Origin of the sequence: Streptomyces griseicoloratus (assembly GCF_014534645.1) — a bacterium.
Classification (GTDB): Bacteria; Actinomycetota; Actinomycetes; order Streptomycetales; family Streptomycetaceae; genus Streptomyces; species Streptomyces griseicoloratus.
The window spans coordinates 41,987-57,329 of sequence record NZ_JACVQF010000238.1; the positions used below are offsets into that span (position 1 = coordinate 41,987).

Genomic DNA, 15,343 nt, shown 5'->3' on the forward strand with positions numbered 1-15,343 from the left:
CCCGTCTTCGTGAAGGCCCGAACCGCTGGAGGAGACCGTCATGGCCCTGACCCGCGAAGAGCGTGAGACGTTCCTGGCCGAGCCCCACATCGCCGCGATCGCCGTCGACGCGGAGGCGGGACGCGCCCCGCTCACCGTGCCGATCTGGTACGGCTACGAACCCGGCGGCGATGTGTGGATCCTGACCGGGCTGGACAGCCGCAAGCACCGGCTGATCAAGGCGGCGGGACGGTTCTCGCTGATGGTCGACCGGCTGGAGCCGACCATCCGGTACGTGTCGGTGGAGGGGCCGGTCGTCGAGACGGTTCCCGCCACCGTCGAGCGGCTGCGGGAGATCGCCGCCCGCTATCTGCCGGCCGAGAAGGTCGACGGCTATGTCGACTTCGCCTGGAAGAACCACGGCGATCAGGTCGTCCTGCGCATGCGGCCCGAGCACTGGGTGTCGTCCGACCTCGGCTCGCTGTGAGCCCGACGCGCGCGGCGAGCAGTACGCGGCGATCGGGCGGCACGCGACAATCGGGCGCATGGGAACCGATCTTCACGAGCTCCTGAGGTCACTGCGGGTGTGGGACCCCGCCGTCACCGAGCTGCCCGCCTTCGACCCGGCGGGTGCTCCCGCCGAACCCCTGCCCCTGTTCGCGCAGTGGTTCGCCGAGGCGGTGGCGGCCGGGCAGACCGAGCCGCACACCGTGTCGCTGGCCACGGCGGACGCGGACGGCCTGCCCGACGTGCGGATCGTGATGCTGCACGGCGCGGACGCGGACGGCTGGTCCTTCGCCACGCACGCCGACAGCCGCAAGGGCCGCCACCTCGCCGCCCGCCCGTACGCCGCGCTCGTCTTCTACTGGCCGGTGCTGGGACGCCAGGTGCGCGTGCGCGGACCCGTCGCCGTCGCCCCGCCGGAGGAGGCGCAGGCCGATCTGCACGCCCGCTCGGCCGGTGCCCTGGCCGCCGCCCTCACCGGGCGGCAGAGCGAGCCCCTGGGCTCGCTGCAGGAGCTGGCCCGCGCCTCCGAGGCCGCCTGGGACCGGGCCGGGCGGGAGCCGGACGCGCCCGTTCCGTCCTGGACGCTGTACCGGCTGGAGCCCGACGAGGTGGAGTTCTTCCAGGGCGAGGAGCGCCGTCGGCATGTACGGCTGGCCTACCGGCGGGCGGAGGAGGGCTGGAGCAGGGAGCTGCTGTGGCCGTGAGGGGCGGTCACCGCCCGTCGGGCGCGGCGGGCACCGCGTCCACCGCCAGCCGGGCGTGCAGGTGCGCGTCCCGGAAGACGTCGTGCCGGCCGGCCTCGAACATCGCCCCGCGCAGGGTGCCCTCGTAGGCGTACCCGCACCGCTCGGCGACCCGGCAGGAGACGTCGTGCCCGACCGCGTGGCCGAGCTCCAGCCGGTACAGGCCGAGTTCCGTGAAGGCCCAGTGCGAGGCGAGGAGCAGGGCACGGGTGGCGACGCCCCTGCCACGGGCCTCGGGCAGCACCCAGTAGCCGACGCGGGCGAGTCTCAGGGGCGGGTTGATCTCGTTGACGCCGATGTGCCCGAGTGCCGTGCCGCTCTCCTCGTCCGTGATCCGGAAGGAGGCGGATCTGCCCTCGGCGGCGTCCCGGGCCCGGGCGCGCAGCGACTCGCGGGCGCCGGCGATGTCCGTGACCAGTCTGAACGGGGTGTTCCAGCGCTGGAACTCGGGGTCCAGGTAGCCGCGCAGCCAGGTCTCCACGTCGGCGGCGGAGCCGGCGTCCCAGGCGCGGAGGCTGAGGCCGTACCCGCGTGGTTCGGTGAGGGAGGGGGCGAGGGTGCGCATGCGTGTGTGGGCCATTGGGTCATTCAATCCGACCCCTGCCGGGAACTGCCCGTCGGTTTCCCGTGAAACGGGGCCGGGGGACGTGACCAATCCGCAACGGCATTTCGGTCTTGACCGAGGCCCATCAAGCCGGGCGCGCGATTACGCTCGCGGCATGCCCGACTCCACCGCGTCCGCCGGACTCCCGCCCGCGGACCGCCCCGTGTACGTCATCGGCGGTGGGCCCGGCGGCCTCGCCACCGCGTACGCCCTGCGCGCCCGGGGTGTACGGGCCGTCGTCCTGGAGCGGTCCGACCGCGTCGGCGCGTCCTGGCGGCGCCACTACGACCGGCTGCGTCTGCACACCACCCGCCGCCTGTCCTCGCTGCCCGGGCTGCCGATGCCCCGCCGCTTCGGACGGTGGCCGGCCCGCGACGACGTGGTCCGGTACCTGGAGAAGTACGCCGAGCACCACCGTCTGGAGGTGGTGACCGGCGTCGAGGTCTCCCGCGTCGAGCGCACGCCCGACGGCACCGGCTGGCTGCTGCACGCCACCGGCGGCCGCCGGCTGACCGGCACGGCGGTCGTGGTCGCCACCGGGTACAACCACACCCCGTACGTGCCGCAATGGCCCGGCCGCGACACGTACACCGGGGAGTTCCTGCACGCCTCCGCCTACCGCAACCCGGTTCCCTACGCGGGCCGCGACGTCCTGGTCGTCGGGGTGGGCAACACCGGCGCCGAGATCGCCGTGGACCTGGTGGAGGGCGGCGCCTCGCGGGTGCGGCTGTCCGTGCGCACGGCCCCGCACATCGTCCGCCGCGCCACGGCCGGCTGGCCCGCCCAGTACACGGGCGTCCTGGTCCGCCGGCTGCCCGTCGGCCTGGTCGACCGGCTCGCCCGTCCGGTGGCCCGGCTGAGCGTGCCCGACCTGTCGCCGCACGGACTGCCCCGGCCGGACACCGGCCTCTACAGCAGGGTGGCCGAGGGGGCCATCCCGGTGCAGGACGCGGGACTGATCGACGCCGTGCGCCGGGGCCGGGTGGAGGTCGTCGCCGCCGTGGACGGCTTCGAGGCCGGCAAGGTGCTCCTCGCCGACGGCACCCGCACCGCCCCCGACGCGGTGATCGCGGCCACCGGCTACCGGCGGGGCCTGGAGGACCTGGTCGGCCACCTCGGCGTCCTCGACGCGGCGGGCAGACCACTGCTGCACGGCGGCCGCACCCGGCCCGACGCCCCCGGCCTGTACTTCACCGGCTTCACCAACCCCATCAGCGGCATGCTCCGCGAACTCTCGATCGACGCACGACGCATCGCCCGAGCCGTCACGAAGAACGCCGGCGACCGCGTCCCACGGCTAACGGGCTGAGCACCCGCCACCCCGGCGGCGGTGCCCGGTCAGGGCAGCGCCGGGGTCGGAGTCGGGCGGCGGCGGATGACCAGGGCCATCAGGGCCGCTGCCGCGCACAGGGCGCCGGAGGCGTACCAGACGACGTCGTAGGAGCCGAAGGTGTCGCGGGCGACGCCGCCGAGGAAGGCGACGAGGGCGGCGCCCACCTGGTGGGAGGCGAGGACCCAGCCGAAGACGATCGCGCTGTCGTCGCCGTACTGCTCGCGGCACAGCGCGAGGGTGGGCGGCACGGTGGCGACCCAGTCGAGGCCGTAGAAGACGATGAAGAAGATCATCGGCGGGTGGACGCTGGGCGCCAGCAGCATGGGGAGGAAGAGGAGGGAGACGCCGCGCAGGGCGTAGTAGACGGCGAGCAGGCGGCGCGGTTCGAAGCGGTCGGTGAACCAGCCGGAGGCGATCGTGCCGACCACGTCGAACACGCCGATGACCGCGAGCAGCGAGGCGGCGGCCGTCACGGGCATGCCGTGGTCGTGGGCGGCGGGCACGAAGTGGGTCTGGATGAGGCCGTTGGTCGAGGCGCCGCAGATCGCGAAGGTGCCGGCCAGCAGCCAGAACGGGCCCGTGCGGACCGCCGAGAAGAGGACGGTGAGCGCGCGGCGGGCGGCACCCGGGACGGGCGCGGGCTTGGGTACGAACTCCTTGGCGCCGTAGGGCTTCTGGCCGACGTCCGCGGGGTGGTCGTGCAGCAGCAGCCAGACGAAGGGGACGACGGCGAGGGCGGCGAGCGCGACCGTGACGGCCGCCGGGCGCCAGTCGTGGTGCTCGACCATCCAGGACAGCACCGGCAGGAAGATCAGCTGGCCCGAGGCGGAGGCGGCGGTGAGGATGCCGCTGACCAGGCCGCGCCGCTCGGTGAACCAGCGGTTGGTGACGGTGGCGGCGAAGGCCAGCGCCATCGAGCCGGAGCCGAGGCCGACCAGCAGGCCCCAGCACAGCAGCAGTTGCCAGGCCGAGTTCATCCACACGGTCAGGCCGGAGCCGAGCGCGATGACCGTGAGGGCGACCGCGACCACGCGCCGGATGCCGAAGCGGTCCATCAGCGCCGCGGCGAAGGGGGCCGTGAGCCCGTACAGAGCGAGGTTGACGGAGACGGCGGCGCCGATCGTGCCGCGCGACCAGCCGAACTCCTGGTGCAGCGGATCGATGAGGAGGCCGGGCACGGACCGGAAGGCGGCGGCGCCGATGATCGTCACGAAGGTGACGGCGGCGACGAACCAGGCGCGGTGCACCCGGATGCGGCGCGGCGGTCGGGCGTCCTCGGGCTGTCCCACGGCGGTTGCGGTGTCGGTTGTCTGGGTCACGTCATCGAGCTTCCGATGCGGAACGCTTTCGATCGAGTGGCCCGGCAGACAGTGTTCGCTAGGATCGGGCCATGGAGGATCGAGCCATGAAGGACCGGGCCATGGAGAAGGAAACGGATCGGGACACGGGTCCCGGCCGGGGCTTCCGGCCGCACCGCGTCGTCGTCCTCGCCCTCGACGGGCTGCTCCCCTTCGAACTGGGCATCCCGCAGCGCATCTTCGGCCGCGCCCGGGACGGGCGGAAGCGCCGGCTGTACGAGGTCGTCACCTGCTCGGTCCGCCCGCCGGGGCCGGTGGAGACCGACGCCGACTTCGCCATCCTGGTCGAGAACGGCCCCGAGGCCCTGGCCACCGCCGACACCGTCGTCGTCCCGGCCTCCTACGAGCTCGGCCCGGTCCACGAGGAGGGGGTGCTGACCCCGGAACTGGCCGCCGCGCTCGCCCTGGTCCGCCCCGGCACCCGGCTCGTCGCCATCTGCACCGGTGGCTACGTCCTCGCCGCCGCCGGTTACCTCGACGGCCGCCCCGCGACCACGCACTGGGCCTCCGCCGAGCACTTCCAGCGGCTCTTCCCCAAGGTCCGGGTGGACGCGGACGTGCTGTTCATCGACGACGGCGACGTGCTGACCTCGGCCGGGGTGGCGGCCGGGATCGACCTGTGCGTGCACATCGTGCGCCGGGACCACGGCACCGCCGTCGCCAACGAGGTGGCCCGCCGCACCGTCGTACCGCCCTATCGCGACGGCGGGCAGGCGCAGTACATCGAGCGGCCGGTCCCCGACCCGCAGCAGTCGTCCACGACCAACGCCCGCGCCTGGGCGCTGGGCCGGCTCCAGGAGCCGATCCAGCTGCGGGACATGGCCGAGCAGGAGTCCATGTCCGTGCGCACCTTCACGCGACGCTTCCGCGAGGAGGTCGGCATCAGCCCGGGGCAGTGGCTGACCCGGCAGCGCGTCGAACGGGCCCGGCACCTGCTGGAGTCCACCGATCTGTCCGTCGACCGGGTGGCGCGCGACGCGGGCTTCGGCACGGCCCAGTCGATGCGGCAGCACTTGCAAGCGGCACTCGGGGTCACCCCCACCGCGTACCGGAACACCTTCCGGGCCGGGGGCCGCGCCCGCGACGCCTCCGGCACCTTCCACGGCGCGGAGGCCGTCCGCTGACCGGCCGGGCGTTCCCTCCCCGGTGGCGCGGCGGGCCGCGGTCCCGAACCTCTGTCCACAGCCTGTGGAGAACGGGACGGCCGGCGGCGCGGCGCTGTCCGCCCCGAGCACGGCACCGCGCGCCGCCACCGACTCCGGCGCTCCCGCCCCGGTTCCCCGCACCCCCCGAGGGAACCGGCGCCGAATCACGACTCACACTCGTCGAGGGCTCCCGTCACCGAGCCCTCGGCGTCCCCTCACGGCGAATCGTCGATCACCAGAGTGATCAAACGGTCACGCGCCGTCAACACCCGAAAGGGGATTCATCACATACATCCTGCTCAGGACGGACGCGCACGGAAGCACACACCGGCGCATTCAGGCGCCCCCGGGTCCAGAAGGCCGGTCAGCCGTGCCCCCGTGCCCCTACACCGCCTCGTACGCGAGTCCCTCGTACGCCACCTGGCCGCCGTCGCAGACCTGCGCCGGTTCCCGGCGGCCGGCGGCACAGCGGTCCAGTTCGCACCAGATCCGCTTGCCGGCGCCCTCGCGGCTCCAGCCCCAGCGGTCGGCGAGGCCGTCGACGAGGGCGAGACCGCGGCCGCCGGTCTCGTCACCGTCCACACACCGCGGCACCGGAGCGCGGTCGCTGGTGTCGTCCACCTCCAGGCGCACCGTGGCCTCCTCGGTCACGGCGCCCGGCAGGGACAGCCGCAGCACGGCGGGGCAGCCGGTGTGCACCACGGCGTTGGTGACGAGTTCGGAGACGAGCAGGACCAGCGTCTCGGCGAGCGTCTCGTCGTCCCGTATCCCGGACCCGGCGAGCCGCGAGCGCGCCCACCGCCGCGCCCGCCCCACCTCCGCGGGGTCGGGCCGGATCTCCAGCTGCACTTGAAGCACCTGCACCGCTCACACCATCCGAACCGGCGGACACAAAGGCTCGCGCCTCACGAGGGCCACGATCGTAGCCATTTTCTGCATGACCAGAACAACGGCCGAGTCGGGGATCACGGAACGTGAGTCCCTTGTGAGACAGCATGGTTGACGTACAGTCACCCCAACAAGCGCTTCGGGCATATTCCAGCGCGAAGGAGTACCCGTGCGGCATACTGTGCGACGCTCGCCGAGGGGAGTCGAACAGGCAGCGGCCGAAGGCCGTTCTGCCCCGCGAACACAGGCGCGCACCGCCGGATCCGGAGCCGCCCCGGGGGCGGCACCGGCACGGCTCGCGCTCGTGACCACTCGCATCTCACACAAGGTACCCGAGCCCGGAGTCGACTCCGGGCCGTGACGGGTCGTCGGCCGGGCACAACCCCATATCAACTCTCCGTGATTCCGGCATGCCACAATCCGCGACATCCGAGCGGGCGTCGCCGAAGACGTCGCAGCCCAGGGGCGGTTCGCCCGTTCCGGGCAACCGGCCGGCGGCGGACGCTTGGTCACTCTTCGTGAAGGGGTCCGCACGTCGGGTACGCACCCGGGCGTGTTGCGCGGCGCCCCGGCGGCCGCTCAAGTACGAGCCGCCGGGGCGCCGTTCCGCCGTGGCGCGGGCCAACGCTATTCGGGGACGGTGAAGTAGCGGGCGAAGGCCGGGACGACCTCCGCCTCCCCGATCCTGCCGTCGCCGTCGGTGTCGAGCGCGGCGGCGGCCGACCGGGCGACGTCCTCGGGCACGCCGAGGACGGTGAGCACCCGCGCGGCGTCCTCGACGGTGGCGGCCCCGTCGCCGTCGGTGTCGGCGACGTCCAGGGCCGCGTGCAGGAACGGGCGGGCGATCTCCGCGAACCGGTCGGGGTTGTCCCGCAGCCGCTTGACCGCGCCGGTGACGAACTCCTCGCGCGTGATGCGCTGGTCGCCGTCCCGGTCCGCGATGCCCGCCATGCCCTGCCAGAAGGCCTCGGCGCCCCCGTACAGGGCCTGGCCCCTGTCCGAGCGGGCCGTGATGCCGAACTCGGCGAGCAGCGCCTTGGCCGCTCCGCTGAAGTCCTCGCGGTCGATGTAGCCGTTGCCGTCCTGGTCGAAGGTGGCGAACCGGGCTGCGATCCTGCGCTCGTTCTCGCTGCTGACCATCTCTTTTCTGGCCGCCTCACGTCTCACGTCGGTGGGTGATTCTCGGACGGAGCGTACGACGCCGGGGACGGCCCGGGAGCCGGAAAGCGACGCCTGTGCCAGGACCGGGTGAATTCCGGGACAAGGGTGTGGCGGAAACGGGACACGAGCGACCCGGCGGCGGGGGGACCAGGGGGCGGGACTAGGCGGACAGCGGCCGGGGCTCGTCGCCGGTCGCCGAGGCGAGGTCGGGGTGGACGTCGAAGAGCCGGCGCACCCCCAGCGCGCCGAGCACCCGGTTGACGTGGGATCCGTCGGCCGCGCCCCGGGCCGGCAGGATGAGCCGCAGCCGGCCCTGGCAGGAGCGGATCAGCCGCCGGGAGGCTATGAGGACGCCGACCCCGCTGGAGTCGCAGAACAGGACGTCGGACAGATCGAGGACGAGACTGTGCCGTCCCTCGGCCACCGCGTCGTGCACGCGCTGGCGCAGCACCGGTGACGTCACCAGATCCAGTTCGCCCGACACGTGGAGCACGGCCCAGTGGCCCTGCTCGCCGCCGGTCACGTTGAACGCCACCACCATGCCCTTCATTCGCCGGTACGTTCTGCAATCACCTGAAACGGAAGCCGCGCCTACGCTTCTTGGGCGCGCGCCTGCCCACCGGCGGTGCCCGCAAACACTCCCGCGGAAACGAGAGTCGACAAGAAAAGGCTTGTTTCAGACGGTTTCGATCCTGTTCGATCGAATCCGGTCGCAGCATGAAGGGTAGACGCGGCGGAGAGAGGCGGGCGTGACCCCTACCACCAGCGGCCCGTGCCGGGCGCGCAATGACACAAAGGGGCGTGCGTTGTCGGACGTGCCGACTAGATTCGAGGAGACGGTGGCAGCACGCTGGATGCCGGAACGGGACCGGCCCGGCCGGCGGGCACGGACAGGGGGGTGAGGGACCGCATGGCGAAGCAGGACGTGCCGCTCCGCTGGGACCGCAAGATGCAGCAGCGACTCGCCCGCGGGGAAGCCGCCGCCCTCGGCGAGCTCTACGACCGGTTCGCCTCGCTCGTGCACGGCCTCGCGCACCGCGTGCTGGACGACGAGCAGGCAGCCGACGGCGTCACGCGCGACGTCTTCGCGCACGTCTGGGAGCATCCCGACGCCTACGACCCCAAGCAGGGCCCGCTGCGCACCTGGATCGCCACGCTGACCCACCGCCTGGCCGTGCGGCGGCTGCGCGACACCGAGACGGCGGCCCTGGCGAGCGGCGGGCCCGGCAGCGCCGAGGAACTGGAGCGCAAGGTGCGCCACGCCTCGGTCGCGGCCCGCGCCGACTACATCGTCCAGGCCATGCCGGCCCCGCTGCGGGCCGCCCTGGAGCTGGCCTACTTCCAGCGCCGTGACTACCGCCAGACCGCCGCCGACCTCGGCGTCACCGAGGACGAGGCCCGCCGCCGCCTCCGCCTGGGCCTTCAGCTGCTCGCCACGGCCCACGACGCCGGCTCCCCCGGGGCCCCGCCCGGTTACGGGGGTGCGGCATGAGCGGCGCGTACGAGGAGAACGAGGGACACGACGGCCCCGAGGCAACCGGACACGACGCCTCCGGGCCCGGGGGAAACCGGAAGCCCGGGGACGGTGACGTGCCGCCGGACACGGAGAGCGCCGGGGCGGCGGGCGGACGGGACGAGGCGGAGAACCCCGGGCCAAAGGGCGGACGGGACGAGGCGGAGGACCCGGCCGGCGGGCCGGGACCGCCGCCGCGCATACCGCTGCCGAGGGTGTCCGTGGAGGACGGCGGGCTGCCGCTGCCCGCGGCGGGCCGGTCCGGGCCGCTCCTGCTGGAGCACCCGGTGCTGAAGTCGCTCCTCGGGGCGTGGGCGCTGGCCGCCTGTTCCCCGGAGGAGTCGGCGGCCGTCGAGGAGCACCTCGGCGAGTGCGGTGCCTGCGCCGACGAGGCGCTGCGCCTGCGCGAGGCCGTCGTACTGCTCCAGCGCCCGGAGAGCCTCGACCTGGACCCCGCCCTGCGCACCCGCGTCCTGGAGGGCTGCCTGGAGCGGCGCCCGCCACGCATCCCGGTCCCCGAGTGGGCCACCCCGTACGACGCCGAGACGGCCCGGCTGGACGCCCTGCTCCAGGACTTCGGGGACTCCGAGTGGCACGCGCCGGTGCGGCTGCGCTGGTTCGAGGCCGGCGGCGCCGCGAGCCGCCGTACCACCGTGGCGGGGGTCCTCGCGCACCTGCTGACGGTCGACGGGCTGGTCGCGGTCGCGCTGGGCCTCGCCGACCCCCTGGGCGACATAGTGGCGCCCGCCCCGGCACCGGCGAGCCGCACCGAGGCGTACTGGCGTGCCTCGCACTACCCGCCCACCCGAGCGGTGCGGGGGCCGTGGCGCGAGCAGAGCCACGACATCGTCCGGACGGTGTCGTTCACGGGCAGCAGCGCGGGCCGGATGCCCGTCCCGTACGGCGACTTCGAGCTGCCGTTGCACGACGCGATGCTGGACCGGGCCTTCGAGTGCTGGGTCCACGCCGAGGACATCGCCGACGCCGTGGACTACCCGTACGAGCCGCCGGCGCCGCGGCATCTGAACGGCATGATCGACCTCGCGGCCCGGCTGCTGCCCGGTGTGCTGGCGGCGCGCCGCCAGGCCGGGCTCGCCTCGTCCGGCGGGCACCGGCACCTGGTCGCGGCGGGCGAGCCGGGCCGCAGCCTGCGGCTGGAGATCGAGGGCTCGGGCGGCGGCGAGTGGTTCATCCCGCTGGACTCCCCCGCCGCGGTGGGCTCCGCCGAGCACGAGGTGGCGCACGTGGCGCTGGACGGCGTCGAGTTCTGCCGACTGGCCGCCGGCCACGTGTCTCCTGCGGAAGCGGCAGCGGGTCAGGACGGCGACCGGGAGGCGATCAGAGACGTGCTGTTCGCCGCGGCGAGCTTGAGCCGGATGTAGGGGTGGGTCTCGGGCTCGTCGGCGGCTGCGGGTGAGTTGTGGTTGCTCTCGGCCACCTGCTGCCCCAGCCGCCCGCGAAACAGAACTCCCCGAGCTCCTAGGCGAACACCACCGTCCGCCGCCCGTTCAGCAGGATGCGCCGCTCGGCGTGCCACTTCACGGCCCGCGCCAGCGCCTGGCACTCCACGTCCCGCCCGACGGCGACCAGCTGGTCCGGCGTGGCGTCGTGGCCGACCCGCTCGACCTCCTGCTCGATGATCGGGCCCTCGTCGAGGTCGGCCGTCACGTAGTGCGCGGTCGCGCCGATCAGCTTCACGCCCCGGGCGTGCGCCTGGTGGTACGGCTTCGCGCCCTTGAAGCTCGGCAGGAAGGAGTGGTGGATGTTGATGATCCGGCCGCTGAGCTGCTTGCACAGGTCGTCCGAGAGGACCTGCATGTAGCGGGCCAGCACGACCAGTTCCACGTTCTCCTCGCGGACGATCTCCAGCAGCCGCGCCTCGGCCGCCGCCTTGGTGTCCTTCGTCACGGGGATGTGGTGGAAGGGGATGTCATAGGACCCCACCAGTTCGGCGAAGTCGGTGTGATTGGACACCACTGCGGCGATCTCCACCGGCAGCGCACCGATCCGGGCGCGGAACAGCAGGTCGTTCAGGCAGTGCCCGAACTTGCTGACCATCAGCACGATGCGCATCTTGTCCTCGGCCCGGTGGATCTGCCAGTCCATGTGGAAGGAGTCGCCGATCGCGGCGAAGCTGGCCCGCAGCTTGTCCACGGTCACCGGAGCCTCGGCCGAGAAGTGGACGCGCATGAAGAACAGTCCCGTGTCGTGATCACCGAACTGCTGGCTGTCCTCGATGTTGCAGCCGGTCATGAACAGGTAGCTGGACACGGCGTGCACGATGCCCTGCTTGTCGGGGCAGGACAGGGTGAGGACGTACTGGTCGGCCGGGGCGGCGGCCGCGGAGGACTGCTCGTTCATGCAGGACAGGGTCCCATATCCGGTCGCCCCGGCGGCGTGCGTCCCGTCAGGCGGACCGGGTCAGGATCCGCAGGACTTCCAGGCTGCGGGGCTCCGCCTCCGGGTCCTCACCGTCACCGGCGGCCAGCCGCACGTGCGCGTCCCGGGCCGCCCGCACCGCCTGCGGCCAGTCCGGATGGTCGAGGTAGGCGTGGACCGGCGCGTCGGGTCCCACCTGGTGCATGATCCGCAGCACGCGCAGGACGGCGGTGTCGACGAGGGCCGCCTCCTGGGAGTCGCGGAAGATGGTGCCGACGTACTTCTCGGCGGACCAGTGATCCAGCCAGGTGTCCTCCACCAGCCGGTACACCGCGTCGGTCACGTCGCCGTAGCCGTCCACACCGGCCAGCCAGACGTCCCGCTGGAAGGCGGGGTCGGAGAGCATGTGCAGCGCGGAGCGCACCTGGCTGCGCCAGCGCCACCACGGCATGTCGTTGAGTGGCATGCCGCCCATGGTGGAGGAGCGACGGCCGCGACGGGAAGCTTTCTCCGAACCTTGCACGGTCATCGATCGTACGTTCCCCTCCACCCGTGTCTCACCGGCCCCCGCAATTCACCTCCGCGTCACCCTGCGTTGACCGGAGATCGCTCCCAGGTTATCCGTGTGACGGAATCGTGCGGATGCATGACCGGCAGGCGACGCAACCGCAGCACTTCCCTCCGCGGCCTCCCCGGCCGCTCCCGGACCACCCGGACCGGCGCACTGAGCGCCGGTGCGCTGGTGGCGTGTGCGTCGCTCGCCGTCGGCTGCGGGATCGTCCCCGGTGCCACGGGGGGCTCCGGGGACGACCCGATCACCGTCATGACCTGGGCGCCGCAGGAGACGGCAGCGACCAACAAGCCCGGCATGCCCGCCTTCGCCCGCGCCTACGCACGCTGGATCAACGCGCACGGCGGCATCAACGGCCGCAAGCTGAACGTCCTGACCTGCAACGACCACAACGACAGCGTGGCCGCCGCGAAGTGCGCCCGGCAGGCCGTCAAGGAGAACGTCGTCGCGGTCGTCGGCTCCTACAGCCAGTACGCCGACGCGTTCTTCCCCCCGCTGGAGGGCGCGGGAATCCCGTACATCGGCGGCTACGGCATCACCAACACCGAGTTCACCAGCCCGCTGTCCTACCCCGTCAACGGGGGCCAGCCCGCGCTGCTGGCCGGCCTCGGCGACGCGCTCGCGGACAACTGCGGTCCCGTCACGCTCATCCGCCCCGACACCATCGCCGGCGACCAGCTGCCCGCGCTGCTCGACTCGGGACTGGCCTCGGGCGGGCACGCGCCGGCCCACGACCAGCGGGCCGAGGAGGACGCCACCGAGTACGACGGCCAGTCCGAGCAGGCCCTGCAGCGGGCGACCACCGACCCGTCGGAGACCGGCTGCGTGGTCCCCGCGCTCGGGGACCGCACCGGCACGTTCATGGACTCCTTCCGGCGGGCCCGCCAGGACTATCCCGAGGTGCGGACCGGCACCGTGCTCGGCAGCGTCGACCAGACGACGATCAACGCGACCGGCGGGGCGTCCGGCCCGTACGAGGGGGCGTACGTCACCGGCTGGTACCCGGCGTCGAGCGACCGGCGCTGGGACGGGATGAAGAAGGTGATCGAGGAGCAGGCGTTCGGCGACAACAGCATCGACCCGGCGGACGCCGGGGTGCAGACCACCTGGATCGCCTACACCGCGTTCAAGGAGATCGTCGAGTCGCTGGGCGACGGCGAGATCACCGCCGACACCATCACCCACGCCCTCGACGACGGGCTGAAGGTCGGCACGGGCGGGCTCACGCCCACGCTCCAGTGGAAGTTCCAGGACAAACTGGCCTCGGTCGGCTTTCCGCGCCTGGTCAACACCGAGGTCACGCTTCAGGTGGTACGGCAGGGGCGGCTGGTGTCCGCCAGCAAGGGCTCCGTCGACACCACGCAGGCGCTGCAGAACGCCGACGTGGCCTGAGCCGGACCGGGGCGGGCGGGCCGGGTGGGCCCGCCCGGACGTCTCACAGCTGGGTGGGCTGGCGCTCGGTCAGGCCGTACTGCTTGGCGATCGCGTTCCAGAGCTTGGCGGCCTTGGCCTTCTCCGTGCTGGCGGTGCCGCTCGCCCGGTTGGCGGCCTGGGTGTGGCTGGTGACGCGGGCCTTGCCCTTCTTGCAGCCCTTCTTGCCCGCGGTCTGGTCGGCCCACGCCGCGTAGTGGTTGTCGGCCGACGCCGACGCCTGCCACGCCTTGGTCAGCGCGGCGGTCAGCTCGGCGTGGGCGGGCAGCTTGTCCACGGACAGCTGGGACAGGCTCGTGACCAGCCCGGTGCGCTGCTTGGCCGCGTCGCGCAGGTCCTTGGCCGCCTGGGCGAGGTTGTCGCAGGACTTCACGTCCTCCACGGCGTTGATCACCGCGGTCCGGCTGCTGCCGCTGTCGGCCAGCAGCTTGTCCAGCTCCACGGCCTGCTGCCGGACCGGGTCCGCGGACGGCGACGGGGACGAGGACGCCGCCTCCGACGTCGCGGGAGCCGTCGCGGACACGGGCTGGTTGCCGCCCTCGTCGTCCTCGCCGCCCCCGCCGGCCAGCAGCGCGCCGGCGCCGATGCCGACGACGGCGATGCCGACGCCCACGGCCGCGAGCAGCGGCAGACGCGAACCGGTGCGCCCGCCCCGGCCGCCCCGGCCGCCGTCACCGTCGTAGCCGCTGCGCGCCCTGCCGCCGCCGGGGCCCTGCGGGGCGTATCCGGAGCGGCCGGCGGGGTGCGGGGGCCCCGGCTCGTCGAAGCGGGGCAGCTGCTGGGTGGCCGAGGCCGGGCTGTCGCCGCCCGCCTCGCTGCGGAAGAGGTTGTCGAACTCGGCGGGCGGCTGCCGGCCCTCGTCGGCGCCCGGCGCGGCGCCGTAGGGGGCCCCGGGGCCCGCGGGTCCCCCGGGCACGGGGGCTATGTACTGCGTGGCCTCGGCGTCGGGACCGGCGGCGGGGGCGGGACCGGCGCCCGGTAGCGGGCCGGGACCGGCGTGCATCGGATGGCCGGCCGCGGGGTGCTGCGGTGCCCGGCCCAGGAAGCGCGTCTCCTCGGACGGCGTCTCGACGGGTCTCTCGGGCGGCAGCGCCCCGGGCGTGACGGGGGGTATGTACTGCGTCGCCCCCTCGTCCGCGGGGGCCGCGACGGGCGGCAGGTACTGGGTGGCGCCCTCGTCGGCCGCGGGCAGCGGCGCGGAGACGTGGCCGTTCGTCCCGTAGGCCGGCTGGGCGCCATAGGCCGGGCCGGGCGTGCCGTAGGCCGGGGGCTGCGCGCCCTCCGGGGGCAGCGGGCCGGGGCCGGCCTGGGGCGGCATGCCACCGGGCGCCGCGGGCCAGGCGTGCTGCGCGGCCTGCTGGGAGGGGTCCGGTGATCCCCAGGGCCCGCCGGGCGCAGCGGGCCACTCCTGGCCGGGCTGGGGACCCTGCTGCGGCTCCGGGCCCCACGGCCGGTCCCATGCCTGGCCGCCCGCCGGGGCCCCGGCGGGGGCGGGCCCGCCCGGCTGCGGGGCGGCCGGAGCCCCCATCGGGCCCGGCAGCAGGGGCGCACTGCCGTCGGAGGGCAGCACGATGCCTTCGCGCGCGTGCCGCGCCGAGGGCTCCTCGCCCTGTCCACTCTGCGTCACCGGGACTCCTACGAATGGGGGACCTTCGGAATCGTCGGCTCACGCTACCGGGTACCCCGAGCCCGCTGCCACGCCGCACCGGGCTTGATCTTTTTCCCTGTGAC

General features: G+C 73.7%; 15 protein-coding genes. 7 read left to right on the forward strand and 8 right to left on the reverse strand.

From position 1 onward, the window contains the following. The first annotated feature begins 40 nt into the window (after nt 1-40). The gene (locus H0H10_RS37690) at nt 41-466 is read left to right on the forward strand and encodes a pyridoxamine 5'-phosphate oxidase family protein (RefSeq protein ID WP_188185729.1); all 426 of its coding nucleotides are present in this window, start codon (nt 41-43) and stop codon (nt 464-466) included. A gap of 58 nt (nt 467-524) precedes the next feature. After that, nucleotides 525-1,190 (forward strand): pyridoxine/pyridoxamine 5'-phosphate oxidase, encoded by a 666-nt coding sequence (locus H0H10_RS37695; RefSeq protein WP_188185730.1) that lies wholly within the window; start codon nt 525-527, stop codon nt 1,188-1,190. A 7-nt stretch (nt 1,191-1,197) separates the two neighbouring features. Here H0H10_RS37695 and H0H10_RS37700 read toward each other — a convergent pair whose 3' ends face one another. Further along, nucleotides 1,198-1,809, reverse strand: coding sequence for a GNAT family N-acetyltransferase (locus tag H0H10_RS37700; RefSeq protein WP_188185731.1), 612 nt, complete (start codon nt 1,807-1,809; stop codon nt 1,198-1,200). A 139-nt stretch (nt 1,810-1,948) separates the two neighbouring features. On the opposite strand from H0H10_RS37700, the gene H0H10_RS37705 reads away from it, so the two are divergent. After that, the gene (locus H0H10_RS37705; protein WP_188185732.1) at nt 1,949-3,142 is read left to right on the forward strand and encodes a flavin-containing monooxygenase; all 1,194 of its coding nucleotides are present in this window, start codon (nt 1,949-1,951) and stop codon (nt 3,140-3,142) included. Nucleotides 3,143-3,171: 29 nt separating this feature from the next. Here the strand turns inward: H0H10_RS37705 and H0H10_RS37710 are convergent, their stop codons facing one another. Continuing rightward, nucleotides 3,172-4,485 (reverse strand): MFS transporter, encoded by a 1,314-nt coding sequence (locus H0H10_RS37710; protein WP_188185733.1) that lies wholly within the window; start codon nt 4,483-4,485, stop codon nt 3,172-3,174. 101 nt (nt 4,486-4,586) lie between these two features. Between H0H10_RS37710 and H0H10_RS37715 the strand changes: the two genes are divergently transcribed. Further along, nucleotides 4,587-5,648, forward strand: a complete 1,062-nt coding sequence (locus H0H10_RS37715) for a GlxA family transcriptional regulator (protein ID WP_188185909.1) — start codon at nt 4,587-4,589, stop codon at nt 5,646-5,648. Nucleotides 5,649-6,053: 405 nt separating this feature from the next. Here the strand turns inward: H0H10_RS37715 and H0H10_RS37720 are convergent, their stop codons facing one another. From H0H10_RS37720 to H0H10_RS37730, 3 genes are all read right to left on the reverse strand, one after another. Further along, entirely contained in the window at nt 6,054-6,518 is a 465-nt protein-coding gene (locus H0H10_RS37720) for an ATP-binding protein (protein ID WP_188185910.1), read from the reverse strand. A gap of 666 nt (nt 6,519-7,184) precedes the next feature. Then, nucleotides 7,185-7,697 carry an EF-hand domain-containing protein gene (locus tag H0H10_RS37725; protein WP_188185734.1) on the reverse strand — a complete coding sequence of 171 codons (513 nt, stop codon included), beginning with the start codon at nt 7,695-7,697 and terminating at the stop codon, nt 7,185-7,187. A gap of 181 nt (nt 7,698-7,878) precedes the next feature. Continuing rightward, on the reverse strand, nt 7,879-8,259 hold the full coding sequence (locus tag H0H10_RS37730) for an STAS domain-containing protein (protein WP_188185911.1): 381 nt from the start codon (nt 8,257-8,259) through the stop codon (nt 7,879-7,881). Between the two features lie 369 nt (nt 8,260-8,628). On the opposite strand from H0H10_RS37730, the gene H0H10_RS37735 reads away from it, so the two are divergent. Together H0H10_RS37735 and H0H10_RS37740 are read left to right on the forward strand one after the other, a co-directional pair. Beyond that, a complete protein-coding gene (locus tag H0H10_RS37735) occupies nt 8,629-9,210 on the forward strand; it encodes a sigma-70 family RNA polymerase sigma factor (RefSeq protein ID WP_188185735.1) in 582 nt (193 codons plus the stop codon). Continuing rightward, a complete protein-coding gene (locus H0H10_RS37740) occupies nt 9,207-10,613 on the forward strand; it encodes a zf-HC2 domain-containing protein (protein WP_223181035.1) in 1,407 nt (468 codons plus the stop codon). The genes H0H10_RS37735 and H0H10_RS37740 overlap by 4 nt, the downstream gene beginning before the upstream one ends. 97 nt (nt 10,614-10,710) lie before the next feature. Here the strand turns inward: H0H10_RS37740 and purU are convergent, their stop codons facing one another. Together purU and H0H10_RS37750 are read right to left on the reverse strand one after the other, a co-directional pair. Then, nucleotides 10,711-11,592 (reverse strand): formyltetrahydrofolate deformylase, encoded by an 882-nt coding sequence (gene purU, locus H0H10_RS37745; RefSeq protein WP_188185736.1) that lies wholly within the window; start codon nt 11,590-11,592, stop codon nt 10,711-10,713. Between the two features lie 46 nt (nt 11,593-11,638). Next, nucleotides 11,639-12,139, reverse strand: a complete 501-nt coding sequence (locus H0H10_RS37750; RefSeq protein ID WP_188185737.1) for an SCO4402 family protein — start codon at nt 12,137-12,139, stop codon at nt 11,639-11,641. A gap of 117 nt (nt 12,140-12,256) precedes the next feature. Between H0H10_RS37750 and H0H10_RS37755 the strand changes: the two genes are divergently transcribed. Continuing rightward, complete coding sequence (locus tag H0H10_RS37755; protein ID WP_188185738.1) at nt 12,257-13,573, forward strand: ABC transporter substrate-binding protein; 1,317 nt, start codon at nt 12,257-12,259, stop codon at nt 13,571-13,573. A gap of 43 nt (nt 13,574-13,616) precedes the next feature. Here H0H10_RS37755 and H0H10_RS37760 read toward each other — a convergent pair whose 3' ends face one another. Then, a complete protein-coding gene (locus H0H10_RS37760) occupies nt 13,617-15,239 on the reverse strand; it encodes a hypothetical protein (RefSeq protein WP_309141996.1) in 1,623 nt (540 codons plus the stop codon). Between the last annotated feature and the right edge of the window lie 104 nt (nt 15,240-15,343).